General features: G+C 59.0%; 21 protein-coding genes and 1 pseudogene. 8 read left to right on the top strand and 14 right to left on the bottom strand.

Annotation, left to right across the window (positions count from 1 at the left end):
- Window positions 1–5: 5 nt before the first annotated feature.
- Both HQ912_RS12770 and HQ912_RS12765 read right to left on the bottom strand, forming a co-directional pair.
- Window positions 6–1,403 (bottom strand): OprD family outer membrane porin, encoded by a 1,398-nt coding sequence (locus HQ912_RS12770; protein ID WP_047225595.1) that lies wholly within the window; start codon window positions 1,401–1,403, stop codon window positions 6–8.
- A gap of 90 nt (window positions 1,404–1,493) precedes the next feature.
- A complete protein-coding gene (locus HQ912_RS12765) occupies window positions 1,494–2,783 on the bottom strand; it encodes a CitMHS family transporter (protein ID WP_047225594.1) in 1,290 nt (429 codons plus the stop codon).
- A gap of 336 nt (window positions 2,784–3,119) precedes the next feature.
- On the opposite strand from HQ912_RS12765, the gene HQ912_RS12760 reads away from it, so the two are divergent.
- Complete coding sequence (locus HQ912_RS12760; protein WP_076384217.1) at window positions 3,120–4,319, top strand: citrate synthase; 1,200 nt, start codon at window positions 3,120–3,122, stop codon at window positions 4,317–4,319.
- On the opposite strand, the gene HQ912_RS12755 is transcribed toward HQ912_RS12760, so the two are convergent.
- From HQ912_RS12755 to HQ912_RS12715, 9 genes and pseudogenes are all read right to left on the bottom strand, one after another.
- Window positions 4,316–5,692 carry an MmgE/PrpD family protein gene (locus HQ912_RS12755; protein ID WP_173406865.1) on the bottom strand — a complete coding sequence of 459 codons (1,377 nt, stop codon included), beginning with the start codon at window positions 5,690–5,692 and terminating at the stop codon, window positions 4,316–4,318. The genes HQ912_RS12760 and HQ912_RS12755 overlap by 4 nt on opposite strands.
- Window positions 5,693–5,775: 83 nt before the next feature.
- Window positions 5,776–6,084, bottom strand: coding sequence for a DUF4387 domain-containing protein (locus HQ912_RS12750; RefSeq protein ID WP_047225592.1), 309 nt, complete (start codon window positions 6,082–6,084; stop codon window positions 5,776–5,778).
- Window positions 6,084–7,496 (bottom strand): acyclic terpene utilization AtuA family protein, encoded by a 1,413-nt coding sequence (locus HQ912_RS12745; RefSeq protein ID WP_047225591.1) that lies wholly within the window; start codon window positions 7,494–7,496, stop codon window positions 6,084–6,086. The genes HQ912_RS12750 and HQ912_RS12745 overlap by 1 nt, the downstream gene beginning before the upstream one ends.
- Before the next feature lie 322 nt (window positions 7,497–7,818).
- Window positions 7,819–9,138: an NTP/NDP exchange transporter gene (locus HQ912_RS12740; RefSeq protein WP_076384213.1), complete on the bottom strand. Its 1,320-nt coding sequence runs from the start codon at window positions 9,136–9,138 to the stop codon at window positions 7,819–7,821.
- A gap of 69 nt (window positions 9,139–9,207) precedes the next feature.
- Complete coding sequence (locus HQ912_RS12735; RefSeq protein ID WP_076384211.1) at window positions 9,208–10,263, bottom strand: oxidoreductase; 1,056 nt, start codon at window positions 10,261–10,263, stop codon at window positions 9,208–9,210.
- Between the two features lie 44 nt (window positions 10,264–10,307).
- Entirely contained in the window at window positions 10,308–10,568 is a 261-nt protein-coding gene (locus tag HQ912_RS12730; protein ID WP_083714399.1) for a DUF2790 domain-containing protein, read from the bottom strand.
- Window positions 10,569–10,702: 134 nt separating this feature from the next.
- Complete coding sequence (locus tag HQ912_RS12725; RefSeq protein ID WP_047225587.1) at window positions 10,703–12,076, bottom strand: heavy metal sensor histidine kinase; 1,374 nt, start codon at window positions 12,074–12,076, stop codon at window positions 10,703–10,705.
- Between the two features lie 101 nt (window positions 12,077–12,177).
- A pseudogene (locus tag HQ912_RS12720) lies at window positions 12,178–13,282 on the bottom strand (IS3 family transposase).
- A gap of 52 nt (window positions 13,283–13,334) precedes the next feature.
- Window positions 13,335–13,988, bottom strand: coding sequence for a heavy metal response regulator transcription factor (locus HQ912_RS12715; protein WP_173406864.1), 654 nt, complete (start codon window positions 13,986–13,988; stop codon window positions 13,335–13,337).
- A gap of 331 nt (window positions 13,989–14,319) precedes the next feature.
- Here HQ912_RS12715 and HQ912_RS12710 point away from each other — a divergent pair, with 331 nt between their 5' ends.
- From HQ912_RS12710 to HQ912_RS12700, 3 genes are read left to right on the top strand one after another with little or no spacing between them, the layout of a single operon-like run.
- Entirely contained in the window at window positions 14,320–15,135 is an 816-nt protein-coding gene (locus HQ912_RS12710) for a MipA/OmpV family protein (RefSeq protein ID WP_173406863.1), read from the top strand.
- Window positions 15,135–15,821, top strand: coding sequence for a response regulator transcription factor (locus tag HQ912_RS12705; protein ID WP_047225584.1), 687 nt, complete (start codon window positions 15,135–15,137; stop codon window positions 15,819–15,821). Before HQ912_RS12710 ends, HQ912_RS12705 begins: the two co-directional genes overlap by 1 nt.
- Window positions 15,790–17,157, top strand: coding sequence for a sensor histidine kinase (locus HQ912_RS12700; protein WP_107322823.1), 1,368 nt, complete (start codon window positions 15,790–15,792; stop codon window positions 17,155–17,157). The genes HQ912_RS12705 and HQ912_RS12700 overlap by 32 nt, the downstream gene beginning before the upstream one ends.
- 64 nt (window positions 17,158–17,221) lie before the next feature.
- Here the strand turns inward: HQ912_RS12700 and HQ912_RS12695 are convergent, their stop codons facing one another.
- The 3 genes from HQ912_RS12695 to HQ912_RS12685 form a co-directional block, all read right to left on the bottom strand.
- Window positions 17,222–18,976: an acyl-CoA dehydrogenase gene (locus HQ912_RS12695; RefSeq protein WP_107322824.1), complete on the bottom strand. Its 1,755-nt coding sequence runs from the start codon at window positions 18,974–18,976 to the stop codon at window positions 17,222–17,224.
- Between the two features lie 57 nt (window positions 18,977–19,033).
- Complete coding sequence (locus tag HQ912_RS12690) at window positions 19,034–20,275, bottom strand: thiolase family protein (protein WP_047225581.1); 1,242 nt, start codon at window positions 20,273–20,275, stop codon at window positions 19,034–19,036.
- Between the two features lie 102 nt (window positions 20,276–20,377).
- Window positions 20,378–21,310: a LysR family transcriptional regulator gene (locus HQ912_RS12685; RefSeq protein ID WP_107322826.1), complete on the bottom strand. Its 933-nt coding sequence runs from the start codon at window positions 21,308–21,310 to the stop codon at window positions 20,378–20,380.
- 122 nt (window positions 21,311–21,432) lie between these two features.
- Here HQ912_RS12685 and HQ912_RS12680 point away from each other — a divergent pair, with 122 nt between their 5' ends.
- The 4 genes from HQ912_RS12680 (at window position 21,433) to HQ912_RS12665 (ending at window position 26,273) form a co-directional block, all read left to right on the top strand.
- Window positions 21,433–23,145 (top strand): dihydroxy-acid dehydratase, encoded by a 1,713-nt coding sequence (locus HQ912_RS12680; RefSeq protein WP_173406862.1) that lies wholly within the window; start codon window positions 21,433–21,435, stop codon window positions 23,143–23,145.
- Entirely contained in the window at window positions 23,142–24,425 is a 1,284-nt protein-coding gene (locus tag HQ912_RS12675; protein ID WP_047225578.1) for an aconitase X, read from the top strand. The genes HQ912_RS12680 and HQ912_RS12675 overlap by 4 nt, the downstream gene beginning before the upstream one ends.
- The gene (locus tag HQ912_RS12670; protein ID WP_047225577.1) at window positions 24,422–24,904 is read left to right on the top strand and encodes an aconitase X swivel domain-containing protein; all 483 of its coding nucleotides are present in this window, start codon (window positions 24,422–24,424) and stop codon (window positions 24,902–24,904) included. Before HQ912_RS12675 ends, HQ912_RS12670 begins: the two co-directional genes overlap by 4 nt.
- Before the next feature lie 91 nt (window positions 24,905–24,995).
- Window positions 24,996–26,273: an FAD-dependent oxidoreductase gene (locus tag HQ912_RS12665; RefSeq protein ID WP_076384195.1), complete on the top strand. Its 1,278-nt coding sequence runs from the start codon at window positions 24,996–24,998 to the stop codon at window positions 26,271–26,273.
- The last annotated feature ends 70 nt before the right edge of the window (window positions 26,274–26,343 follow it).

The following is a 26,343-nucleotide window of genomic DNA, read 5'->3' as shown; positions in this document are numbered from 1 at the left end:
TCCACTCAAAACGCATAATCCAGGTACACCCGGGCTTCTGAGCCATTGACAACGTTATTGGGTTGGGCGGAAACAAGCGCAACAAAATCCTGGTCGATTCTGTAATCGAGATAAATCAAACCAACGGAAAGGCCGGCGTACTCTTTGTCATCGAATCGATAATAAACGCGGTATTCGTTTTGCCTTTCCCAAACATCCGTCTTCTGACCACTGAACGGGTTCACGGCGTCAAAGTTTCCCTGCTTATAGAGCGCCATGACTTTAAACCCGTCCAATGACGCCCCCAGCAGCGAAATACCGCCCAGGTCGTACTCCGCCCCTACCTGCCAGGTTCTTTCACCATGATTGTTGAAATCGTTGCCGGAACGGGTCCACGCATCCATTCTCCCGTCCACGTTGTCCGCGTGGTCGAAATAGGCATAGCCCAGGTTGCCATTGCTCAGCTCGGCGTGTGTCTCGGAGAAGGAAACACCCAGGCGCAACTTATCGAGCAATAAGCCAAGGTTGACGTTTAACCACGTGGCCTCTTTATCATAGGCCGCGTCACCGGCGGACCAATCTTGCTCCCACAGTCGTCCCGCTTTTTGGAACTGATAATACTGAGTGTCTAAAATGATCCCTGCCGTTTCACCGATAGGTGCCTGCAGGGTCAAGCCATAACGGGTATTTTCATTGAAGTCCTTTGACACACCACGGGCATAGCTCAACTCAACGGCCTTCAGATCGTAGTTGACCCCATAGGTGTAGACGTTGCTTATTTCCTCACCCGACTGGCTTAGCAGCTTTCCGAACGCCTGCCTGTCCCGCGGAGAACTTCGATCGATATAAGCCGCTTCGAAAGCCATCGTTCCGGGCAGCGGCCCGATGCCCATGTCAGTCAAGTTGAAATGGGCACGCGCGCCCTGATAGGAACCCGGCACGAGTCGCGTGTCATTGCTGACCAGGGTGCCCGCGTCAAATCGACCTCGGCCTATTTGTGAGTCTGCGTTCCATCCCTCGCCGACGTGGCGCAACTTCAAGTAACTTTGCCCGACTTTTGCAAAGCCACCGTTAGAACCATCGTCATTATCAAACAGGTCGCGGCTGTCCTGCTCGGAATCGATCATTGCCACACCGTACAAGGATGCATCAAAGCCTACGACGCCGCCCCAGTAGTTAGAGTTGTAATCCAGGATCGCGCCGACCCCTACCCCACCTAATTCGGAGCCGGTCGAAAACCCGCCGAAGCTGTCCTCAATCAGGTCGTTGGATATTCGCGTATTGATGTACATGGATCGAAGATAAGCATTCAACTTGCCTTCATGCTGAAATCTATCCGGATAGCTGATACTCGCAGAAAAACAACTGCCCGATGCAAACAGCGTAGCGAGATATGTCATTGCGACGGCTTTAGTCGATTTCATGATCACCTCAATTATTATTTTTATTTTTTCAATGAGCAGGCGTGAGCTGGCACTGCTTTAAACAAGCAGTGCAGGGATACAGGTGGATCTTTAAATAATTGCTCTTGTAACGATGGCGGTTGCTATGAGCGTGAGGCTGCTGCCGATTGCCCACAACAAGCAATATCTTTGCATCTCGCCCATGTCCCGCTGGATAATCCCGCTGATGAGATAAACAGCGGCAACGAGTGGACTTAATGCGTGAACCGGTTGCCCAAGCACCGAGGCGCGGGCGATGTGCATCGGGTCTATGCCATATTCCGCGCCCGCCGCGCCAAGCACCGGCAAGATCCCAAAGAAGAACGCGTCATTGGAAAGCAGGAAATTAAGCGGCAGCGCGACAAGGGCGGTAATGATGCTGAAGTACTGCCCGCCGCCATCAGGAATCATCTGCACGATCCGCGCCGACATCCCATCGACCATTCCCGTGCCGGATAGAATGCCAGTGAAGACCCCTGAAGCGAATATCAGGGCAATGACCGTCAACACACTGTCGGAATGAGCGGCGATTCTCGCTTTCTGCTCCGCCAAACGTGGATAGTTGATCAGCAACGCCAGGGAAAACCCCACCATCATCACCAGGGGTAACGGTGCCAGTCCTGTACCCATGGCGTACATCAGCGCGGCCGTGAGTGCCAGGTTGACCCAGAACAGCCTGGGGTTTTGCGTGGCCGATTCGATAAGGGGTAGAGGCAGCTCTTCAGACACAGTGTCCTTTGCCATGGGCGTCCACCCCAAACGGCGTCGCTCTTTGCGGCCTATCCACACTGCCACGATAAACGCGTAGGCCAGACCTGCAAACATGGCGGGTACAAGGCCCAGGAATATCTCGCTGACATCCAGATGCAGCGCGCTGGCAGCCCGCGCTACCGGCCCACCCCAAGGGATGATGTTAACGACCGTATTGGTCAACAGAAGCATCAGTGCAAGGATGAGCGGGTTAATCCCAAGGCGAAGGTAGAGCGGCAAAAACGCCGTTGTCACGATCAGCACCGTCGTTGCCCCATCCCCATCGAAGGAGATGACCGACGACAGCAAAGCGGTGCCGAGCACCACACGAAGGGGATCATTTCCCACATAACGCAGAATCCGGCGAACCGCGGGCTCGAACAGCCCCGCGTCGAACATGATTGCGAAATACAGGATTGCAAACATCAACATCAATGCCGTTGGCGCCACTTGCTGGACGCCTTCCATCACCATGCCGCCCAACTCCGGTCCTGCGCCGCTGGCCAGCCCGAAAGCAATCGGGATGAGGATGAGCGCTGTCACAGCAGAAAGTCGCTTGCTGATGATCAACGCCATAAACGTGATGACCATTGCGAAACCTAACCAAGCCATGCCTATCACCTTTTCTTGTTTTTTTTATCAATGTCGTAGCAAATCAATGTGAACGACCGGCCACTCCCGAGGAATCTACATAGGGGAGAAAACCCTGTAAATCTTGATTTTTTCCGTCAACATCCCGCAAATACTGGGGCAAACGTGCTCGTGAAAAGATATCTCAGGGACGCTGGTCGGCTTTCAATGCCCACATCCGTCGGTCCCTCTGTGTAGACCGTCCATTGCTGACTCCCTTTGAAAACACGACGGAATGGATATCCTGGTAGACATTGACGCAAGGCAGGTATATTTAATGAATATGTACAAACCCCCATCAACCTGTTCGGATCCGTCATGCCTGATCAAGAAGACCTTTACCTTTCGGCAGAAGAAGCGGCTGGAATGCTGGGGGTCAGCCTTCCAACCCTTTATGCCTACGTCAGCCGGAAGAACATTCGGTCCGTCAAGATCGCCAACACGCCCAAGCGTCGCTATTGGGCCGAAGACATCCAGCGCTTGGTGAAAAGCCCCGCGGGGCACGCTGCAAAGCGCTCGTCGTCATCGGACAGCGCCATTACATTGATCACCGATGACGGCCTCTTCTACAGGGGGCACGACGTCGTCGAGCTCGCCGACCACGCCACGGTCGAGGAGGTCGCCGGATTGATGTGGCAGGTGCCATCGGCCTTCGGACCGTCGCTGCCGCGCGCGCCGAAGGATAGCGTCAAACTGCTGAAGATCTATGAGCACATGTCAGCGCCGGAGAAGGCAATTGCACTTTTCCCGCTGGTTCAAAGGGAGAACCCCAAAGCCTTCGATCTTTCCATCGACAGCTATGCACGCACCGGCGCCGATGTCGTGAGATGGTTTGCCGCGTTGGTCGTGGGCGCGACCCAACCAAGCACACAACCCTTGCACGAATTCATTACCCAGGCCTGCGCAGCCCCGCCAGCCCACGCCGATCTGATCAGGCGTCTTCTGATCCTCAGCGTCGATCATGAACTGGACCACGCCACTCACAGCGTTCGCGTTGCCGCCACGACCGGCGCCACCCCCTACTACGCAGCGATCGCGGGACTCGCGGCCGCCAGGGGTCATAAGATCGCCTATGGCAGAAACGAAGCCGCCAGCAGGATGATCGAGGAAATCTGTACAGCTACCGATCCCACCCAACCGATATTGCAACGGTACAGTCAGGAGGGGCACATCATCGGGTTCGGACCTAATGTCCACTCAGTCAGTGACCCACGTGCTACCAATCTGATGAAAGCGTTGACCGCTGCCTTCGAGGGCGACCCCGAATTTGCCAAGCTGCAGAAAGCTTTTTCGGTCGCCTCGGAACTCGTCGCATACCCCCCGGAATTCATTCTCCTGGTGAGTTTCATCGGTAGAAAGCTTGGGTTGCATCGGCAGGAAATCGCACTGGCGGGTGTCGGAAGATTGATCGGCTGGATAGCCCACGCCAGCGAGCAATACAACCAGCATCATGACGCTCGCCCCCGCGCTCGGTACACGGGGACTCTGCCAAGAGCGACCCACCTCGCCAGTGACTAGACAGAAGCAACCATGGCCGCAAACAGCGATGTGAATTCGGATTGGTGTTGAAGTTCAGCCACATACCCAAGCACCTTGGCCTGCGCCGACTCTTCAAGATGAGGTGAGCCCATCCTCCTGAATTTTCGTTCAAAATCGCTATCGGTCATCGGTGTTTCGACGGACCCCGGCCCGCTGATCATCTCGCTTACGACGATTTCGCCTGACACCAGCGTGGCGCTGACGCGGTTGGCAAGATGACGCGGAAACAATGCGGTGAGCGCGCCATCCTCCACCACGCTGATCTTGCCCATCAGGGCAACCACCATGGGATCAGCCATTTTTTCCGGCGAATAAGAGTCTATGGTGATGTCACCGTCGAGCAGCGCCCGGGCCACGTTGTAGGGCAAGCTGTGATCCGCCGTCTCCCGCGTTTTGGGCAACCATTTTTCAGGGGTGTCAGCCAACACTCGACGGTTGAACTCGGACGTTTGGACAACGATGCAAGCGATATCATCGAGATCGTCAATCCGGGCACGTATGTCCAGGGCTGCCCACACCGCGGTATGCAGCTCACCGTTGGTGGGAAAGGTCTTGGTCAGGGAGCGCCGTATAGCGTAATCACCATTCTCGGGCGTACCAAAACGATCCGTATCCAGGTCGAACGGGCCTGAGACCAATTTAAAGAATCCCATGTCCCCCTCGAACACCGGCGACGGGCCTGTCATGCCGTGACGCGATAACTGGGCAGCGAAGATCGCATTACGTGCAGCGTTTGCGGCCGAGCAGCCCTTCCAGTCCGACAGGGATCCACTGCGAACCTGGCGCATGGCCAGATGAGCGCTCAACGCTATATTGATTGCCTGTGCGGTCTGCGCCACATCCAGCTTCATCAGACTGGAAGCCGCCGCGGCCATCGCCACATTTATGTAATTGACGTGGTCCCAGCCGCGCTTGTTCAGGCTGGCCGCGTCCTGCAGTCGCATCTGGATCTCATAGGCCAGCACAATGGCCGAAATGAGTTCTGCCCCGGTGGCCCCCTCGGCCTCTGCTAGCGCCAGGCAGGCCGGAATATTGTCACTCGGATGGCCCGGCTCCAGCCCCATATAGCCATCGTTGTAGTCCAGGAAACGGACCATCACGCCATTGGCAAACGCCGCTATCTCTGGCGTCGTTTGGACAGTTGTTCCGAACACGCTGGCCCCCTGCGCGGGATTGGCAACCGCATAACACACAGCGGCATTCACAGGCGCCGCTCCGTAGGCCCCCAATATGCACGCCAGACTGTCAATGAAGCGCTGTCGCACCAGCGCGATGATCTCTTCGGGCAGTCGCTGATGCCTGAATTTATGCGCGTACTCTGCAAGTTGCAGCGCAATAGTCGTATTGCTCATGGTTGCCTCTGTTCTGCACCAGGGTTGGGTCTGCGCCGATGGCGGCGACGGCATCACCTGTTGCCAGGTGACGCGTGCGGTTTTCAGTCCAGAATGACGTCGAGTAAACGTACGTATTGCTGGCCGGCATGCATGTCGCGCTCCACCATCCCGCCTTGCGGCGTAGCGCGAGGGTAGGAAATCTTGACCATTTCCAGGTCAGCAACGGGAATATGTTTCACCCGTGCCGGATCGGTGCCATAGAGCCTTGCGAATTGCGCCGATGAAAGTGCTGCACTTTGTGAGTAACGCTCAAAGTTTTCACGCCCGTCAAAAAATATATCGAAGGTAATCCAGAACGGCCCGGCTTGTTTGGATCGAACATGTCGGCATACATCACGCAACTTAACCATTAACTCAACTCCTTCACAGCCAACGTTGACTCGGAAAGATCGATCCATTGAATACGCACCAACTCAAATGGGTCCTCCAATTGCACTACGTGATTTAACTTGAACTCATAAATCTGACCGCGAGGTATATCAGCCGGGGTGAAAGCAAAGCCGTAAGAAGGCAATTCCTTGCCCATTACGCTGGGGTAGTGAAAAAAGTAGGGATTGCATGCTTGGGCAATCGTATTTGCCATTTCTTGAGTCGCTGCTGTGGCGACAAATAGCATGCCTATTTCCGGCGGAGGCAAAGTTCCAACGGGGGGTTTTACGCCGGTGACGCCGTTCCAGCCATACATTCGCAGCGAGATATGAAACTCTCCCAACTCCTGCGGCGGGATGGATTGACGGGTCCGGGTGTACAGGGCTTCCAGCAGGCGGTCATGAAACCCATCAATATCATTGAGTACATCAGGGTCCTGGATACCCACTAACATGATTGTCTGATAGAGACCGGCCGCGGCGCCCTCCAGCTTCATTGTGTAGGGCATCGTCTCCCATTCAGACCCTACGACACGAACGGCTCGCTCGTTCAGCTTCTGGTAGCGCGCTTGTGCGACGTTCAGGATACCGCCGGGTTCCACTAATCGAAACGGGTCGCTATTTTCATAAAGCATGTGTGCAGAGACGCTATGGGGCGTGCACTGATTGTCTTTACTTAATGGCTCAACGTCGAAACCCTGCGCATCAACGCTGAGCAATATTCCCGAGCCCAATGTCGGGTTAACGGCGCACTGGACACCGCACTCCCCCGTTTTGCCGGCATGCCAGGACGGCCCCCAGGGCGCGCCCTTCCAGATCGGATAACAGGCAATGACCGCCGTGTCGGTCGAACGACCCGCCAAAATGATATCGGCGCCTGCTTCAAGCGCGGCAATGAACGGTTCTACACCCAGCGCCGCCACAATGTGTTCACAACTGTCCACCGTAGCGTCATCGAGCTCACCGTGAGGCGGCAGCGGTTTGATACGCCCCTGTGCGTTCAGTTGCTTAACGGTATCCCTGTCCTGTTCACAATATATGAGCGCAATCTTTGGTGTGACGCCCAACTCTCCTGCAACCTCCAGGACTATATCGCGCGTCCAGTCCAGGTTGAGATCGCCACCGGCCTGTCCTGCCGTGCCGACAATTATCGGCACCCCGGACCAGGCCTGCGCCTTCATTAATATCGTCAAGTCGCGTTTTACCGCCCCGCGGTTATTCTTCGATTTTCCAAGTGCGAGATACGCTGCTCCGCTATCGGTAGAACCGGCGTCCGTGGCAATTGCTTGCGCACCGGCCACCAGTCCATAAGTAATTTCTTCTTCACGAACGCCCGCCCCTAATGAACCACAAGGAACGATCACTTTGACGCAACCTTCAAATACCTGCCCCATAAAACCCTCTTCCGATTCACTCAGTCAGGCAATAATAAGGGCTGTAATCGTGTTGACAAGTGGACAAAAATTATCAATATAGGCCCGTTACCCAACGGGTTGCCGGGTATTCTTTCCGAGCATTCGCCTCCATTAATTCGCTGACCGAAATATACTTTTATCGATTAAGTTCAACACCACTGAAAGTTCGTCTGAGCCTGCACACTTTTCAGAATAAAACTTTGATCTCCAGCGCATTCCGGGAACGCGATGACCGGCAGGACTCATGCGATGATGAACCACCCCGCGCACTCCCGCCGCGTGGCCTTTTGTGTACTCCGGGTTATGTTTCGACGGCGCTGGCGCCCACTCCCCGTGCCTGCTGCTGGTTATCGGCATGCTGTCCCAATTGCCATCCCAGATAGGCCCACAGCAGCGCGCAGCCCGCGCCGATCAGAGCCGCCAGGCCAGTGCCCTGCCCCAGCATGTCGAGCAGGCTCTTGGCCCAACCGCTCAGCGCATCACCGCCGCGATAAACCACGGTGTCGATGAAGTTCTTGGCCTTGTACTTGCTCTCGGCATCCAAGGGTGCGAAGAGCATTTCCCTGCCCGGCCGGACGAACGCGTATTCACCGATTCGCCGCACGATCATCAGGGCGGCAAGCAGTGCGAAGCCGGGGGCCAGCGCAAGACCCACGAACCCGATGCACATGAGCAGCGGCACGATCGCCAGTAACGCACGCACCCCCAGCTTCGGCGCAATGCGCCCGGTGATGAACAGCTGAGACACCAGAGCGCCAGCCTGCACGATGAAGTCAATGGTGCCGAAAACCCGGACCTGCGCCTCACGACTCGGAAAATGTTCGGCCACCAGGCGCGCCTGCTCGAAGTAGAGAAAGGTGGTGACCGTCGCCAGTAGCACGACGAACCCGGCGATCCCCAACAGGTAGGGTGACCTGAGCACCGCCGTCAAACCGCTGAACGGATTGCCCTGCAGTGGCTGCCCGGGGCTTTGCGTCGGTGCCGCACCAGGCCGCCCAGCCCCGCCCTTTTCGCGCCAGCCCATCAGCGCCCGCTTCAATACAAATGTGACACCCAGCAACAGCGCGGCCAGAAACATCAAGCCCGAGGCACCAATGGCCTCAATAAGCGCCGCGCTCAGGGCCGGCCCCAGCAGACCGCCGATGCTGGCGCCGGCAGCGATGAAGGCAAACAGCCGCTTGGCCTGTTCACTGTCGAATACATCCGCCATCAGGCTCCAGGCCACGGACACCACGAAAAGGTTATAAACCGATATCCATACGTAGAAAGTACGGGCGAGCCAGACGCTGTCCGATTGAAACTCGAACAATTCAACGAACATCAGCAAGTTGATCCCGAAGAAGCCGTACACCCAATCAACGAGGCGCAGGCGCGGGACCCGGGAACTGACCCAGGCAAACAACGGAACGGCCGCCAGCATCACCAGGAACGTGGCAGTGAACAGCCATTGCAGATTCTCCACGCCCGCCGCGATGCCCATCGATTCACGTATCGGGCGCAGCATGAAGTAGCCGGTAAAGAGGCAGAGAAACAACAAGAACCCGCACAGCGCCGGACGCAGTTCATCATCACGGGCGTTCACGGCAAGGCTCAGTCGATGCAAGTAGGAAGGCGCACTCATGGAGACTCCTGGAAGACGACAACAGGCAAGAGAGTGGGCACGCAACGGATTGCCGTGCCCAAGGCATGATCAGCGGTAGGTGACGCCGGTCAGTCGCTCGGAGACGGTCCAGAGCCGTTCGGCATCCGCCTCATGGGTGGCGGCCGGCGGCATCCTGGCGAAGCCCAACGGGCCGCGCTTTTCCTCGTCGCCGGTGGGGCCGTAGTAGGCACCGCCAACCGCCTCAGGCGCGGTGGCGGCATACAGCGTGGGCAGCGCCCCTTGGGCAGCTGAATGGTATTCGTCGCGATCCTTGGCCCATCGCTGGCCGAACTCGCTGTTCAGACCCGGACCACGCGCGACCAACTCGGTGACGGCGACGCCTGGATGCGCAGCGATGCTGCGAATGTTCCAACCTGCGGCCTCGCTGCGCTGCTGCAAGGCAAAGGTCCAGTGCAGGATGGCCAGCTTGGACTGCGCGTAGGCGGCCAAAGGTTGGTACTGCTGCTCAGCCTGCAGGTCGTTGAAGTTCATTGTTCCGCGAGCCGCGGCGATGCTCGAAAGGCTCACCACGCGAGCGTCCTGGCTTTGCCGTAACAACGGCACCAGCAGGCCGGTCAGTGCGAAGTGCCCCAGGTAGTTGGTCGCCAACTGGAGCTCGAAGCCATCCGCGGAGGTACCCCGCTCAGGAGGCGCCATGACGGCGGCATTATTGATCAACACATCCAGGCGCGGCAGTCGCTGGTTCAGACGCTGGGCCAGGCTGCGCACCGATGAAAGATTGGCCAGATCCACGGCCTCGAACTGCACCTTGGCGTCGGGTACGGATGTTTTGATTTGCGCGATGGCCTGCGCGCCACGCTCCGGGTTGCGCGCAGCAATGATGACGTCGGCGCCGGCCCGGGCCAGTGCCAGTGCGTCCTCGTACCCCATGCCGCTCGTGCCGCCGGTGATCAGGACGATTCGACCTTCCTGAGAAGGCATGTCGCGGGTCGACCAGTCCGGTTTCGGCGCGACGCGGCTGGACGCATCGATACTGACCGCGCTTAGCAGCACGGCGCCAACGGTCAGTGTTCGAGCCAGCTTCACCAGTCGGCTCAAGTTATTTGAAAGGCCCGTTTCGGTTGCTGCTGTTCTGATGCACATGGTTGAGCTCTCTATTTGGATGAAGAACCAGCACTGCCGAACGGTCACTGGAGCACGCACACCTCAGACTGCTTCAGAAAGCTGACGCGCTCTGTGACCCCTTGTGTATTCACGTAGGTCATCTTTGCGCGCACGACCTCGCACACCCGCGACTCCGGTTCTTCAATGCGGATGACCCTGGCGATATCCAGCGGCATGCCATATTCGTAGGCAGGCACATCCGCTTTCTCTTCGGCGAACAGAGGCAAACCGCTCAGAGTGATGAATGCCAGAAGACTGGCGATCGACACGTTTTGAATGTTCATAGTGGACTCCACGACTGTCCTTTACCGGGATGGTCGTAGCACTCTAGGGGGAGGTGACTGACGTCAAGGTGACTGCTGACTGACAGGAAGATGTCAAACGCCGGCGAGCCACGCCGGCCATCGGTTGACGGCGACTAACGGGCTGCCTGGCTGGTCAGGGAGAATCCGAAGGTATTGAAGCCATCCTTGCTGTGGGCGAACACACGGCCACCGTGCATGGACGCCACAGCTCGCACAATGGAGAGCCCCAGGCCATGGTGTGCGTCGCTTCGCGCCCGGGCGACATCGGCGCGATAGAAACGCTCGAACAAGCGCTGCAGGTGCACCTCGTCAATGGGCTCACCCGCATTGGAAACACTTACCTTGGCCTGCGCGCCAAGACGTTCCAGGCTTACAGTAATGGTGCTCTGCGGCACCGCGTATCGCGCCGCGTTTTGCAGCAGATTGGCCAAAGAGCGGTGAAAAAGGCGTCGGTCGATGCATACGCGCATGTCGCCTTTGATCACCACGTCCAACTGTTTGTCGTGCAAGACGGGCTCCAGGTATTCCACCGTCTTGGACGCCTCCTCGTAGAGCGAGACATCACTGAGTTCGGTCGCACGCTGCCCGCTTTCGGCACCCGCCAGGAACAGCATGTCATTGACGATGGTGCCCATGCGCTCAAGCTCTTCCAGATTCGATTGCAGCAGATCCTGAAGCTCAGCCACATCACGCCCGTGGGCCAACGCGACCTGGGTCTGCCCGATCAGGTTGGTCAGCGGCGTTCGCAGCTCATGGGCGACATTGGCATTGAACCCTTCGAGCTGGCACCAGGCGGCCTCCTGGCGAGCCAGGGCCCCGTTGAACGACACCGCCAGTTCCTGTAACTCGTCGGGCAGTGCCTCGGTGTCCAGTCGCTGCTTTGAATCACCCGGCGGCAGGCTGTTGGCCTGACGGCTCAGGCGCCTGACCGGCCCCAGGCCGAAACGCGCGATCCAGTAACCCAGCAGCGCGACCAGTACGATGCCCAGCGCCGAAGTCAGGATCAGCGTCTTGGTGAAATGGTCCAGGGTCTTCATGAACGGCGTTGAATCGAGCCCCACGATAAAGCGCAACTCCGGGCGGTTACCCATGGCAGAGATAGTCTTGACTTGCAGCACCATGGGACGATCCCGTTCAGGTATCGCCATGCTGAAAAATCCATCCGGGCGCTTCGACCAATCCTGGCCGTCCGGCATCGCTCCGCCATAGCTGTAGGCCGGGTCGTCAACCAGGACCCAATAACGCACCCGCTGATCCGTGGGCGTCAGGCCATCGAGCTTTTCACGCAAACCGACCCAGAATGCCGGTGAATCGTATTTTGTGAGCACGGGATCAAGTACGGAATGGCGCAGGATCAACTCGTTTTGCATCTGATCTTCGAGCGATGTCTTCAATGAGCAGCGCAGCAGCGTCGCGCTGATAGAGATGATCAGCAAGACCGCCAGCGCAAACATCAATGCCAGCCGCTTGGCTATCGACCCCTTCATCACCGGGTACTGCCTTGACTGGCATCGGCTTCACGACTTTCCAGTACATAGCCCATGCCCCGGACCGTACGACGTCTCCCCGTCTTCAGTAGCAGCTGGCTTTAGAGTCCTGGGTCAATGTAACGGCTTTCGAGGCCAGTTGCTCGGCATAGGCCGATGGGGTTAACCCACCAAGCCCTTTCTTCGGTCTCTCTTCGTTGTATTCCCTCCGCCAGGACTCAATCACTACCTTGGCGTGCGGCAGGCTGGTGAACCAGTGTTCGTTCAGGCATTCATCACGGAAGCGCCCGTTAAACGATTCGATGTAGGCATTCTGATTGGGCTTACCTGGCTCAATCAGGAACAGCTGCACACCTCGCTGATGAGCCCAGGTCAGCATGGCCCTGCCACAGAACTCCTTGCCATTGTCCGTGCGGATGGCTTTGGGCAGTCCGCGTGACATGGCCAGACGATCCAGGATGCGCGTCAACGAAAGCCCGCCAATCGCTCTTTCCGGCACGATGGCTACAGCCTCATGGGTGGCATCATCCACCACGGTCAGGCTCTTGATGACACGCCCTTCAGCCGTGCGATCAAATACAAAGTCCATCGACCAGACCTGGTTGGCGGCCCGCGGGCGGCCCAGCGGCTGTCGATCTGCAATCGGAATCTTCTTGCGCTTACGCCTTTTCACCTGCAAGCGGGCTTCGGCATACAGGCGCTCCACCCGCTTGTGGTTGACCACCTCGCCAGCCTGGCGCAGCTTCAAATAGATCATCGCGGCGCCATAGCGGCGATGCCGATGAGCCAGGGCCACAATGCGCTTGCGCAGGCTCTGGTTGCGATCCGCCCTCGGTTGGTAGCGCAGAGCACTGGCGCTCATGCGCATCACCTGAAGCGCTCGGCGCTCACTCAAGCCGCGTGCCGTCATGTGGCGCACCAGCTCTCGACGCGAGGGTGCGCTCACCACTTTTTTCGCAACGCCTCGCGGGTGACTTCAATCTCCAGCATCGACTCGGCGAGCATTTTCTTAAGCCGGGCATTTTCGCTTTCCAGCTCCTTCAGGCGCTTGGCATCCGACACGCTCATCCCGCCAAACTTGCTGCGCCAGAGGTAGTAACTGGCCTCTGAAAAGCCGTGCCGACGACACAGCTCCTTGATCGGCAGCCCAGCCTCGGCTTCGCGTAGAAAGCCAATGATTTGCTCTTCAGTGAAACGCTTCTTCATGTCCAATCTCCTGGTTACTGGGATTGGACTCTAAAGCTGAGCGCTACTCAAATCAGGGGAGACGTCGCGTATGCAGCAGTTTGCGCGAATAAGGCACATCGACCTTGGCCCGGACGCGCTTGATCGCAACCTCGACCACGTTGGCGTCACTGTCGAAATTCATGTCCCAGACCTGCTCGGCAATCATCAGTTTGGAAAGAATCTCTCCCTGGTGCCGCGCCAGAAGGCTCAACAGACAAAACTCCTTGGCCGTCAGATCCAGCCGCAGCCCGGCCCTGGTCACCTTGCGCGCTTGCAGGTCGACCTCCAGGTCGTCGATGCGCAGATGGGTCAGGTCAGCCGTGTCTGCGGTGCGACGACGGATCAATGCCTGAACGCGGGCGACCAGTTCGGCAAAGGAAAAAGGTTTGCCAAGGTAGTCATCAGCGCCCTCGCGCAACCCACGAACGCGATCATCCACCGTCCCCCTGGCCGACAACATGATGACCGGGGTTTTCTTCTGCTGGCGCAAACCCTCCAGCACGCTGTAACCGTCCTTGCCCGGCAACATGACATCCAGGATCACGACGTCATAGTCCATTTCCAGCGCATAGTGCAGCCCATCGATGCCGTTACTCGCCACATCGACAATGTAGCCGAGCTCACTCAGGCCACGATGCACATAGGAGGACGTCTTTTCTTCGTCCTCGACGATGAGCAAGCGCATCAGGTAACTCCTCTCGGGAAGCGGGACAACCGGGCAATCAGGGATCCAGGTTTGGGTAATTTTTGCACACGACCTGCAAAGTAGCCTGTAGCTACCCTCCACCAGTCTAGACAATCAAGGTATCCGCAAACTGACCGCTTGCTGACATTCTTGTCAGAATCGACTGACAAGCATATTCAAAGGGCTGCAGGGCACCGGTGCCCACTATCGGATAGGGAATCCTTGGCGACTCTTACCAGGAAGGGATCGATGTCGGTTGATGGGTAAGTGTCCAGTAAGAAGAACTTTTCGACGATAGGGTCGCTTTCATCCTATCGATCTGGAGAACCCCATGCATTGCACGCCCCTGTCTACCGTTTCAAGTGCGATCCGGTTGACTGCCACCACCCAAGCCTTGGTGCTCGGTCTGTGCTCATCCATGGTCGCGCTCGCCGCTGAGTCGGCAAACGCCGAGTCGACGTCATCCTGGGGCCTTGGCATCGGGGCGGTCAGCAGCCAGCAGCCGTACAAGGGCGTCGACCGTGAAACTCAGGCCATACCATTGATCTACTTTGAAAATGACTACGTACGAGTATTCGGCCCTACCGCCGAGATCAAGCTGCCGGGTTTCACTCTCGACGACTCCCAGCAACTGGATCTGAGCATCGTCGGTGAATACGACTTCAGTGGTTATGACGACGACGATGCCCGCTTCCTGGATGGCATGAGTGATCGTAAAGGTGGCTTCTGGGCCGGCGCCAAGGTGCAGTGGCGCAACCCTCTGGCCCATGTCAGCGCCCAGTGGCTGACGGACGTATCGGGCAACAGCAAGGGCCAGCGCTTCACCCTGGGTCTTGAGAGATCCTGGCAATGGGGTGAACACCTCACCCTCACGCCACGAGTGGCGGCGATATGGCAGGACCAAAAGTACGTTGATTATTATTTTGGTGTTCGCGAAAGTGAAGCTCGCATTGATCGAGCGGCCTATGATGGAAAATCCGGCCTCAATACCGAACTTGGCGTTCGTGGAAACTATATGTTCGATGACCATCATTCCGTGTTCCTTGACGTCAAGGCCACCCGCCTCGCCGATGAGATCAAGGACAGCCCGCTGGTAGACCGTTCTACTGAAAACAGCGTGCTCTTCGGCTACCTGTACCGCTTCTGATGAGTCGTATTCTGCTGGTCGAAGACCACGAGCGATTGGCGCATCTGGTGTGCAAAGGCCTGGCGAGCGCCGGCATCGCCGTCGATGTGGTCAACCGCATCGATGGCGCGTGGGCGGCTATCGGGCGGGTCCCTTACCAGGCGCTGATTCTTGATCGCGGCTTGCCGGACGGCGACGGGCTCGTCTTGTTGCAGCGCTTGCGCAACGCCGGGCTTGGCTTGCCCTGCCTTGTTCTCACGGCGCGCGACGCGCTGCACGACCGTGTCGCAGGCCTGGATGCTGGAGCAGATGATTATCTGCCCAAGCCATTCGCCATGGATGAGATGGTCGCGCGTGTGCGGGCGTTGCTAAGGCGTCCCGTGGACTGTCGTCCACTCGCGCCGAGTCATGGTGACCTGAGCCTGCAACCCGATACCGGCATCATGTGTTGTGCCGGCCAAAGCATTCCTCTCGCGCCGGCGGAAATGCAGATCATGCTGTTGCTATTGCGAAAGCCAGGAGAAATCGTGCGTCGCGCCGCGATAGAAGCGGCAGGCTGGGGCTTGAGCGAAGCCGTGACGCCTAACGCACTGGATGTGGCCCTTCACCGGATCCGCCGCAAGCTGCTTACCATCGGCTCCCGCCAACGAATCATCAACCTCAGAGGTCTCGGTTATGCCCTTCGTCAAGAGGACGTGGCGCAATAGCATCAGCTTCAAGGTGCTGCTCGCCTACGTGGTCGGCGTAGGGTTGAGTATTCTGCTGATTGCATTAGGGGTGCTCGCGCTCGTCACCTCAAAGAGCGATATTTTATTGACCACCGACGTCGCCGAGCGCACCCATGAACTGGCCGGCAAGCTCCAGTTCGATGCCACTGGCCGGCCCAACGGCTTCGACAGCAGCGAGGGTGACCGAGTCTGGACCTTCGATAGCCTGGGGCGGGAAATCGGCCACCGCGTGCTGGATTCAACGGGCAATGTGGTCCTGACCTCCACCGACGCGACGTTCTGGTCTTCAGTCGCATCGAATCCTCCATCGCAACAACCGAGATTCAAGTTCGAACGTGAAGGCATCGTCATGTACGCTGCCACCGCGGCTGTCGAGCACCAAGGCAAGACCTGGTATCTGCAATTTGCCGCCAGCGAAAGGCTAATGGATTTGCTCCATGGGGGATTTGCCTTGCCATTCATGGGGGCCGGGATCGCGCTGTTCAGCCTGGTGCTGCTGTTCGTCTTCGGCGCCTGCGCTTATTTCACGTTGGGCTACACCCTCAAACCCTTGCGTGAAGTGTCGGAGTCAGCGGCGGCCATCTCCCCTCGCTCCCTGCACTCGCGGTTGCAGGTAAAAACCGTGCCGTCCGAGGTCGAGCCGCTGGTCACCAGCTTCAACCAGGCGCTTGCGCGCCTGGAGCGAGGTTATCGTGTCCAGCAGGAGTTTCTTGCAACCGCCGCGCACGAGTTGAAAACACCGCTGGCGCTGATTCGCGCGCAAATCGAACTGATGCAAGACAGTCACGCGCACAATGCCCTGCTCGATGATGTGGCGCACATGACACGGCAAGTCCAGCAACTGCTGCTCCTGACCGAAGCCAGTGAGGTTCAGAATTACAGTTTTGCCACAGTGGAAATAGCCGATGTCGCCAGGGAAGCCTGCGGCTATCTGCAGCGTATGGCCGAGGCCGTCGACGTACGTCTTGTTCTGGTTGACGAAACGCCTGAAGGCGGCCAATGGCAGGCCGATCGAAGCGCGCTCTTCACGTTGCTCAAGAACCTGCTGGAAAATGCCATTCAACACGCCCCCCGCGGTACTGAGGTCAGGATGCACGTCAGCGCGGGCGCACTCAGGGTGCGCGATTGGGGCCCCGGCGTTGATCGCGAGCAATTGCCGCACCTGTTCACGCGCTTCTGGCGTGGGCCACATCGCCGTGATCATGGCGCGGGGCTTGGCCTGACGATCTGCCAGGAAATTGCCCGGGCCCATGGCTGGATGCTGTCTGCAAAGCGCGCGGAGCCGGGCCTGCTGTTTGAGTTGTCTTGGCCGTAGCGGTTGGTTGACCCTATCCGGGTTTGAGTACCCGCGCTCGGGCGAACACCCCCGCCCTCGCCCCTCAGATAAACGCCAGGGTAGCCCGAGCATCCACGATAGCAGCCAGATGCTGTGCCAGCCTGGACGGCAGGTAGTCAAAAAAGAACCCCGCGCTTTGCAACTTGCCGGCGCGTAGCGGATCCGTTTCAGGCAATGCCCTGGAGACCCGTGCTGCCCGCGCCCAGGACAAGGCCAGCAGCGTTACGCCACACAACTGGAGGAAATCCCCTGCGATTCGATAGGGGTATTCGCGGTCTTCTCGTGTCCGTTCGACCACGTCCTCGACCACAGCCGCCAGCGAGTTGCAGAGATTTTCCAGGGCCGCGGCGAACCCTTGGCACTCAACCCAGTCGCCACCCAGCCGCGCCTCTTCGCGCAGCTGCGCCAGCAGCAAGCCAAACGCCTGGCCATGGTCTCCCAGCACCTTGCGCAGCAGCAGGTCATTGGCCTGAATTTCGTTGCTGCCCTCATAGATCATGGCAATGCGGCTGTCACGCAAGGTCTGCTCAATGGCGAACTCGGTGACATAGCCGTAACCGCCGAACACTTGCAAGGAGCTGCTGGCTTGGCGGAAACCCTGTTCGGTAAAGAACGCCTTGATGATCGGCGTCAACAGCTGCGCCAGTTGACTGGCATGCTGTCGGGTCTGTGGATCCACGGCATGTTCGGCCTGATCCAGCAAATGGGCGGCCCAATAGCCGATGGCTCGCATGCCTTCGCTGGCAGCGCGCAACTCCAGCAACACCCGGCGCATGGCCGGATGATAGTGAAGCGGGTCGGCAGCCTGCGCTTGCACCCCTTCGGGTCTCAGCGGTGCGCGCATCTGCAAGCGCTCGGCGGCATATTTCCTCGCGTTCTGCCACGCCACTTCGGTATGCCCCAAGCCTTGCAGGCCGACATGCAAGCGCGCCGAATTCATCATCACGAACATCGCCGCCAGGCCCTGATTGGCTTCGCCGATCAACCAGCCTTGAGCGCCATCGAACACCAGGGAGCAAGTGGCACTTCCCTTGATACCCATCTTGTGTTCAAGACCGTCGCAGCGCACACCGTTGGCCTGGCCATCGTCCAGTCGCTTGGGCACCAGAAACAGAGAGATGCCGCGACTGCCCGACGGCGCATCGGGCAAGCGTGCCAAGACCAAGTGCAGGATATTTTCCGTAAGGTCGTGCTCGCCGCCGGAGATAAACAGCTTGTTACCATGCAGGCGATAGCTGCCATCTACGCCAGGCTCGGCGCGACAGCGCAGCAGGCCGACATCGCTGCCTGCCTGGGGCTCGGTCAAACACATGGTAGGCAGGGTTAGGCCACTGACGATCTCGGGCAGATAGCGCTCTTGCAGCCAAGGAGCACCATGGCTCTTGAGGCACAGGTACGCACCGTAGACGATGCCGGTGTACATGGCCCAGGCATGGTTGCTGGCATAGAGCATCTCTTGCAGCGCGGCATCGAGCAATTGCGGCAACCCCTGTCCACCCAACGCCTCGCCACAAGCCAGCGCTGGCCAGCCACCGTCAACGTAGGCCTGATAGGCACTGGCAAAGCCGTCCGGGGTACTGACATGGCCTGCCCTCCAACGGCAACCCTGACGATCGCCACTGCTGTTCAACGGGGCCAGCACGTTCTGAGTGAAGCGCCCCGCCTCCTCCAGCACCTGCATCGCCAACGGCAGATCAAGCGCATCGAACGCCTGACAGCGACGCCATGTGGCGGGCGCCTGCAACCAATGCTCAAACACAAATTGCATATCGCGCAGAGGCGCCTGGTAGCTCCACATAAGTCACCTCGTCAGGATATAAAACAGACCGCCCCACCACTGCGGGCGGGCATAAACTCAGGTGTGGCAGGTCGGATTTTCGATCAACAACGCCATGCCCTGGCCACCACCGACACATGCTGCGGCTATCCCGTAGCGCAGATTGTGCTGGCGCAACTGCCTGGCCAGGGTCATGACCAACCGCAGGCCGGTAGCAGCCAGTGGATGCCCGACGGCCAAAGAGCCCCCCTGGACGTTGAGCCGGGTATGATCCAGTTCCAACTCCTGCGCGACCGCCAGTACCTGGGCCGCCTGGGCTTCGTTGATCTCGAAACGGGCAATGTCATCAAGGCTCAATCCGCTGCGTTGCAACAACAGACGGATCGCTGGTGCCGGGCCGATGCCCATGAACTCCGGGGCCACACCGACCACCGCGCTGGCCAGCAAGCGAGCCAGGGGCACACGCGTGCAGGCCGAGCCTCGTCCTACCAGGGCCGCCGCCGCACCATCGACGACTGCGCAGCTATTACCGGCGGTTTGTACACCCCCCACATGTAACGCCCGCAGGCGCGATAAAGCCGAGAAGTCAGTAGGTCGTGGATGGCTGTCCTGGGTGACGATACCGGTGCCGCGCGGCAGGCTGATGCCCCTTGGCTGATAGCCTTCCAGTTCGAACACCTGGTTATCGATGGGGACGATTTCCTCACACCAGGCACCTGCGCGCTGGGCCTGCAAGGCTCGCTGATGACTGTCGCACGCATAACGGTCCACCGCCTCGCGACACAGATCATAGCGTCGCGCCAGGTTGTCGGCGGTGGCGATCATATCCACCCCGGGGGCCGGGTCGTACAGGGCTTCCCAGAGAAAATCCTTGAATTGCACCTCGCTACCGAGACGAAACCCGTTCCGGTGGGTGTAGGCGGCGATCGGATTGCGTGACATCGATTCACTGGCCACGCACAAGGCTAACTGAACGTCATCGCGCAACTGTTCAGCAGACTGGCGCAGCAGCTCAAAGCCGGTGGCGCAGATGCGCTGTACCCCCAGCGCAGGAACCGTTTGCGCCACGCCGCTGTACAACCCTATGTGCCGCGGCAACAAATAGGCGTCAAAGCTGGCTTGGGCCATGGAGCCGGCCAGCACGCTGTCTACGGCCATAGGATCGATGCCGGCCCGGGCCAGCACCTCACGAGCAACCTTGATCCCAAGATCGATAGGCGAAACCTGGGCCAGGGCACCACCAAGATCAACCCAGGGGGTGCGCACCGCATCGAAAATTGCTACATCGACAAAGGCTGAATATTGCCCTGCACTGCTCACGCCCTGTGTTCCATGGCTTCTGCTCTCTTGTTGCGCACTTGAAGGTGAGCAAAAAACTAACCGGCCATATTAGTTATGTCAATTAACTATTTCCGATACCTATTAAATCTGTATCTGGTCTGCGGGAGAAAAGTCATCGAGCAATTCAATGAAGGATTGTCGCAACCAGCGGTTCGCCGGGTCATGATGGAACCGCGTATGCCAGTAAAGGTGAATGTCGTATCCGCAAATATCCCAAGGCAGCGGCACCAGGCGCACATCGGTGATGTCGGCAAACCTGCGTCCGACTGCCAAGGGTACAGTGGCGATCATGTCGGACTCGGCCACCAGAAATGGCACGCCCATAAACCGTGGCAGGCTGAAACGCACTCGACGGGTGATGCCGTGGCTCGCCAGCTCACGATCCAGTCCACTCATTCCACGCCCGTCAGGCTGGACCGCGACATGCATTGCGCTCTGGTATTGCTCGGCGCTCATGCTGTCACCGATGGTGGGATGATCACGACGAACGATGCAGACAAACGAATGGCGATACAACGCGCGATGCCGGATCGAGGTATTGAGCAAGCGCGGAAAATAGCCGATTGCCGCGTCCACCTCGCCGGCATCCAGCCCCTCCTCCAACTGCTCCGAGGACAACGCCAGGGTACGGATTCTTAACTGGGGCGCCTTACTGTCGAGCATCCGCATCAACCTGGGCAGGAACACCATTTCGCCGATATCCGACATGCACAGCACCAGTTGTCGCTCGGAGTGTTCGGCAATGAAACCGGTGGATGGCAACACCTCGCTGCTGACCATCTCCAGAATCCGTTGCACCGGCTCAGCGATCTGCAGGGCCCTGGCCGTAGGTTGCATGCCACGTGAAGTGCGAATGAACAATGGGTCATCGAACAGCGTGCGCAACTTGGCCAACGCGAAGCTCATGGCTGGCTGGCTAAGCCCCATGAGATCACCGGCCAGGGTCACGCTTTGCTTTTTGCGCAGCGCATCGAAGACTTTAAGCAGGTTGAGATCGACGTCCTTGATATCCATATTTTGGATTTTATCTATAAGTAAAATAAGGTTTTCGGATTCTAGGTCGAAGCCTAGACTCGGTACAAGATCGTTAAGGTAATTAACCGAATCGACATCTAATAAAAACAACGGAGCGAATCATGCCCAAGAAGCTACGCAGTAATTTCCCCTACGGATCCTACTTGTGGGCTGTGCGCGCCGCCCAGTGGCGCGCCTTGGGCATTGAGGAGAGCGAGCTGGAAAAACCGAAAATCGCCATCGTGAACTCGTCCTCGAACCTGGCGATTTGCTTCAGTCATCTGGATGGTATCGCTGCCAGCCTCAAGCAATCGATACGCGATGCCGGTGCGCTGCCCTTCGAAATTCGTACGGCCGCGCCCAGTGACTTCATCACCGGTGCCGGTGCGGGAGGCGCCTATATGCTCGCCGCCCGAGACCTCATCACCAATGACATCGAAGTCGCGGTCGAAGGCGCTCAGCTCGACGGCATGATCTGCCTGGCCTCTTGCGACAAAACAGTACCCGGTCAGTTGATGGCAGCTGCCCGGCTGAACATCCCGACGTTGATCGTAGTGTGCGGGTATCAGCCAAGCGGCGAATACAATGGCCAGCACGTCGATATCGAAGATGTATTCATCAGCTCCATGCACGTGGTCACCGGCAAACTGCCCGTCGAGGAACTGGCCGGCATGGCACGCAACGCCATCAGAGGGCCTGGGGTCTGTTCGGGCATGGGCACCGCCAACTCCATGCATCTGGTATGTGAAGCGTTGGGCATGGCCTTGCCCGGTAGCTCCCCTATTGCAGCAAATAGCCCGCAGATGTTCGATTTCGTTCACCAGGCAGGCAAGCGCATTGTGGAAATGATCGAGGAAGATCTCAAACCTCGCGACATCCTGACGCCTGCTGCCTTTGCCAACGCCGTTGCGACAATTCTCGCTGCGGGAGGCTCGGTCAACACCATCAAACATATGCAGGCGGTGGCGGCTGAAGGTGGCATTGACGTGGACGTGTACCAACTCTTCAGGAAACTGGGAAAAAAGATACCGGTGCTGGTCGGCGTACGACCAGTGGGCGAACACAGCATTGAGCAAATGGAAGCAGCGGGGGGTGGCCGTGGGCTGCTCAAGCGCCTTGAACCTTTGTTGCACGGTGACGTGCTGACCGTCACCGGCAAAACCCTGACGCAAAACCTGCAGGGGGTGACCGTCAGTGACGACGAGGTGATCCGCCCGTTGCACGCTCCCTTTGCCACGCAACCGGCCATCGTGATGCTGCGCGGCAACATTGCCCCGCAGGCCGGCATCGTCAAATACGGCATCGACCCGCGCAAGCCACGCCAGTTCAAGGGCCCCGCGATCTGCTTCGAGCGCTCCGCCGATGCCATCCAAGCGTTGCAGGATGGACGCATTCAGCCCGGCCATGTCGTGGTCATGCGGGGCGCAGGTGTACAGGGCGGGCCCGCCATGGGCGGTGGCGCCTCGAAGGTAGTGTTCGCCATTGACGGGGCCGGGCTGGGTGACCACGTGGCAATGCTGACCGACGGTCACCTCTCGGGGCTGGTGTGCAAAGGCCTGGTCGTGGCGGAGGTGGCTCCTGAGGCAGCCGTCGGTGGCCCCCTCGCACTGGTGGAAGACGGGGACATCATCGACATCGACCTGGATCTCAACACCCTTGACGCCAATATCAGCGAAACACAAATGCAAGCCCGACGCGCCCGCTGGATACCTGCGGCCCCCCAGTTCGGTGGTGGCTGGCTGGATATATACCGCCACAATGTGTCCTCCATGGAACACGGTGCGGTGTTGATAAAGCCACTGGATATCACCCATCCCGGGGAGCAACCGCAATGAAGTTGCGCGACGACGAAAAAGCCATGCTCGCTGGCGATCAAGGTCCGGCGGTGCAAAAAGCCATGGAGTTGCTGGTGCGCTATGGCGAAGCCCTGGACGCTCAATGTCTGGTGGATACGCGCAATGTCGCCGGTACCATCGGAGCCACCACGCCCTTTCTGCGTCAGTACGCAGACCAAAATGGCGGCATGGATGCGGTGTTCAGCGAGTTCAACCTCGACAGCGCCGAATTGGTCAAGATTCCTCGGGTCAAGGTCCCGAGCAGCCACCTGCAGCAAGGCATCGACCCCCGGCACGCTGTACGCCAAGGCATCTCGCCAGACGTGGTCCGCATCTATGAAACAGGTCAGGCTTACAGCAGCGGTCTGGGGGTACAACCCTTGAATACCTGTACGCCCTATCAAGTCGGCAACGTGCCGGTAAAAGGCGAACACTGCGCATGGATGGAATCCTCTGCGGTGATCTATATCAACTCGGTACTCGGTGCCCGCACCAATGCCGAAGGCCGGGAAAGCACGGGCGCGGCGATGCTGACCGGCAAGATCCCCTATTGGGGTCTGCACATCGAGGAAAACCGTCGCGGTACCCACCTGATCCAGCTGGACATAGACGTGAGTACCACGGCGGACTGGGGATTGCTCGGCTACTGGGTCGGCGAGCAGGTGCAGGACCGCATCCCGGTCATCCAAGGCGTGAGTCACCAACCCAACCTGGCTCGCCTCAAGCACTTCGGGGCGGCGGCGGCTTCCAGCGGTGGGGTGGAGATGTATCACCTGGTTGGGGTGACGCCTGAAGCCCAAACCAGCGAGCAGGCGTTTGGCGCGTCCCCTCCCCTGGCCGCAATGCGCTTCGGCGAGGCCGAACGGCGCTGGGCCTACGAGCAAGTCAATATCACCGCTCGCGATGACGAGATTGACTTCGTGATGCTCGGTTGCCCGCACTACAGCCTCGAACAGATCTGGGAGGTCTGCCAATTGCTGGAAGGCCAACGCCTGAGTCCGAATACCGAGCTCTGGATATTTACGGCGGCGTCGATCAAACAACTGGCCGACGTCGCCGGCTACACCCGCATCATCGAACAGGCCGGCGGGCATCTGATGACCGATACCTGCTCAGCCATTGGCAAGGTACTTCCCACGGGCACGCGGGTGGCGGCAGTCGATTCGGCCAAACAGGCGCACTACCTGCCGGCGATCATGGGTATCCAGGCGTGGTTCGGTAGCACCGCCGATTGCGTCCAGGCCGCCATCGAGGGCCGTTGGAAAGGAGTATTGAGATGAGCACAACCTTCACCCTCAAAGGCCGCAAGGTCGTCGGCGGCTGTTTCGAAGGCGAGGCCCTGGTGACCCGGGACCGCATCTCCGGCTGGGGCGGTATCGACCCGCGCAGCGGCACCGTCATCGAGACCCGTCACGAACTCAAGGGCATCAGTTTCGCCGGCAAAGTGCTGGTGTTTCCCGGCGCCAAAGGTTCGTCCGGCTGGTCCTCGCAGTTCCATATCGCCCGTCTCGCCGGCGTAGCCCCTGGCGCCATGTTGTTCAACGAAATGACCGCAAAAATGGGCCTTGGCGCCGTGGTCGTCCATGCGCCCGCCATGACCGACTTCACCGAAGACCCGTTGAGCCGGATTCAAACCGGGGATTGGGTTCGCGTCGACGCCGACGCTGGGACCGTTGAAGTGACTCCGCGTCAGCTGCAAACCGATCAGTTCGTATCGCAACACCCGACCGGGTCGGAGCGAAGGCGAGACCTGTCGTAACCGGAATCTGCCAGCCGCAACAACCGCTCCCGTGACCCTTGGTCATCGGGCTCGGGATCGGCTGCCCTTTTTACATCTCAAAGGAAGTTTTATGGCTCATGTCATTCGCACGGTACGCCGTACCAGCGCCCCCACCGCTCAACGCTTGCAGGCCGACGTATGCATTGCCGGCGCGGGTATCTCCGGTATTTCCGCCGCTCTGGAGGCCGCTGCGCTCGGCAAACGCGTAGTGCTGTTCGATGCCTTGCCGATGCTCGGCGGCCAGGCGGTCGGCTCAATTATCGGGACCTTCTGCGGGTTGTTCTCCAATGGTCCGAACCGCCGGTTGCTGACCCACGGAATCGCCGACGATATCCTGCGTGACCTGGGCGCCTCGGGGGACTTGCACCAGGCCATTGGCCCCCTGACGACTGTTGTTTACTACGACGAAGTTGCCTTGGGTCGATGGATTGGCCAGAAAGTGCTCGACGCCGGGATCACCGTGGTGCTCGGTGCGGTGTTACGCGATGTCGTGCGCGAAGGTCCGCGAATCCGCGAAGTGGAACTGGCCACCCGCTACGGCGATGTGCGTGTCGCGGCCAACGGCTTTATCGACGCCAGCGGAGACGCGGCGTTAGCCTGGAATGCCGGACTTGCCTGTCGCGAGCCAGACACACCCATCTATGGCACCCAGATGTTCGTCCTTGAGCATATCAATGAAGCGCACTTGCCCACCCGCGCGCAGTTCACCGAACGGGTCAAACAAAAAGCCAAAAGCTACGGTATCGAACGCGACGACGGACTGTTCTTTCAGTTCCCCGGCCGTGGCACCGCAGCCTTCAACATGACTCACATCGAAACGCCTCTGGATCCGGTGGCCGCTTCCCATGTCGCGATCGCCGGACGCCAGCAGGTGGACCAGGTCATCAACTTCCTCAAGTCGGAATACCCCGAGGCCTACAGCAAGGCCAAGGTACGGGCGTACGCGCTGCCAGGTATTCGCCAGACCCGCTGGATCGTCGGACATCACCATCTGACGACTGACGAAGTGCGGGCGGCAACGATATTCCCGGATGCGGTAGCTCGCACCTCCTGGCCGGTGGAATTGCACGGCAATACCAGCGGTTACCAGTGGGAGCCCTTTGGTGACGATCACGTTCACAGTGTGCCGTTGCGCAGCATGCTTGCCCAAGGCAGCGATAACCTGGTCGTGGCCGGTCGCTGCATCGACGCCGATGCGGCCGCGCTGTCGAGTGTCCGGGTGATGGGCCCCTGTATCGCAATGGGGGCCGCTGCGGCCCACGCGCTGGACCTCGCGGGCCCCGATGGCAGGTTGAGTGATATACCTGCCCCGGCATTGCGCGAGCGGCTGGCATTCAATCTGGAATAGTGCTTAAAGCAGTTCGACGCGCCCACCATCCATAGGGGGCGCCACTCCAACAAAAATAAAAAATGCAGTG

Origin of the sequence: Pseudomonas sp. MPDS (assembly GCF_013283895.1) — a bacterium.
In the GTDB taxonomy this organism is placed as follows: Bacteria; Pseudomonadota; Gammaproteobacteria; order Pseudomonadales; family Pseudomonadaceae; genus Aquipseudomonas; species Aquipseudomonas rhizophila.
Note: the sequence above shows the minus strand (reverse complement) of the source record. Positions and strands in the feature narration are given on the sequence as shown.

Excerpts from the sequence above, each read along its gene's own strand:
- HQ912_RS12735 (WP_076384211.1), bottom strand. The coding sequence starts at position 10,263 with ATGTGCATCAGAACAGCAGCAACCGAAACGGGCCTTTCAAATAACTTG.
- HQ912_RS12770 (WP_047225595.1), bottom strand. The coding sequence starts at position 1,403 with ATGAAATCGACTAAAGCCGTCGCAATGACATATCTCGCTACGCTGTTT.
- HQ912_RS12705 (WP_047225584.1), top strand. The coding sequence starts at position 15,135 with ATGAGTCGTATTCTGCTGGTCGAAGACCACGAGCGATTGGCGCATCTG.
- HQ912_RS12730 (WP_083714399.1), bottom strand. The coding sequence starts at position 10,568 with ATGAACATTCAAAACGTGTCGATCGCCAGTCTTCTGGCATTCATCACT.
- HQ912_RS12665 (WP_076384195.1), top strand. The coding sequence starts at position 24,996 with ATGGCTCATGTCATTCGCACGGTACGCCGTACCAGCGCCCCCACCGCT.
- HQ912_RS12725 (WP_047225587.1), bottom strand. The coding sequence starts at position 12,076 with ATGAAGGGGTCGATAGCCAAGCGGCTGGCATTGATGTTTGCGCTGGCG.
- HQ912_RS12680 (WP_173406862.1), top strand. The coding sequence starts at position 21,433 with ATGCCCAAGAAGCTACGCAGTAATTTCCCCTACGGATCCTACTTGTGG.
- HQ912_RS12715 (WP_173406864.1), bottom strand. The coding sequence starts at position 13,988 with ATGCGCTTGCTCATCGTCGAGGACGAAGAAAAGACGTCCTCCTATGTG.
- HQ912_RS12675 (WP_047225578.1), top strand. The coding sequence starts at position 23,142 with ATGAAGTTGCGCGACGACGAAAAAGCCATGCTCGCTGGCGATCAAGGT.
- HQ912_RS12670 (WP_047225577.1), top strand. The coding sequence starts at position 24,422 with ATGAGCACAACCTTCACCCTCAAAGGCCGCAAGGTCGTCGGCGGCTGT.
- HQ912_RS12750 (WP_047225592.1), bottom strand. The coding sequence starts at position 6,084 with ATGGTTAAGTTGCGTGATGTATGCCGACATGTTCGATCCAAACAAGCC.
- HQ912_RS12755 (WP_173406865.1), bottom strand. The coding sequence starts at position 5,692 with ATGAGCAATACGACTATTGCGCTGCAACTTGCAGAGTACGCGCATAAA.
- HQ912_RS12740 (WP_076384213.1), bottom strand. The coding sequence starts at position 9,138 with ATGAGTGCGCCTTCCTACTTGCATCGACTGAGCCTTGCCGTGAACGCC.
- HQ912_RS12700 (WP_107322823.1), top strand. The coding sequence starts at position 15,790 with ATGCCCTTCGTCAAGAGGACGTGGCGCAATAGCATCAGCTTCAAGGTG.
- HQ912_RS12765 (WP_047225594.1), bottom strand. The coding sequence starts at position 2,783 with ATGGCTTGGTTAGGTTTCGCAATGGTCATCACGTTTATGGCGTTGATC.
- HQ912_RS12760 (WP_076384217.1), top strand. The coding sequence starts at position 3,120 with ATGCCTGATCAAGAAGACCTTTACCTTTCGGCAGAAGAAGCGGCTGGA.
- HQ912_RS12745 (WP_047225591.1), bottom strand. The coding sequence starts at position 7,496 with ATGGGGCAGGTATTTGAAGGTTGCGTCAAAGTGATCGTTCCTTGTGGT.
- HQ912_RS12685 (WP_107322826.1), bottom strand. The coding sequence starts at position 21,310 with ATGGATATCAAGGACGTCGATCTCAACCTGCTTAAAGTCTTCGATGCG.
- HQ912_RS12695 (WP_107322824.1), bottom strand. The coding sequence starts at position 18,976 with ATGTGGAGCTACCAGGCGCCTCTGCGCGATATGCAATTTGTGTTTGAG.
- HQ912_RS12710 (WP_173406863.1), top strand. The coding sequence starts at position 14,320 with ATGCATTGCACGCCCCTGTCTACCGTTTCAAGTGCGATCCGGTTGACT.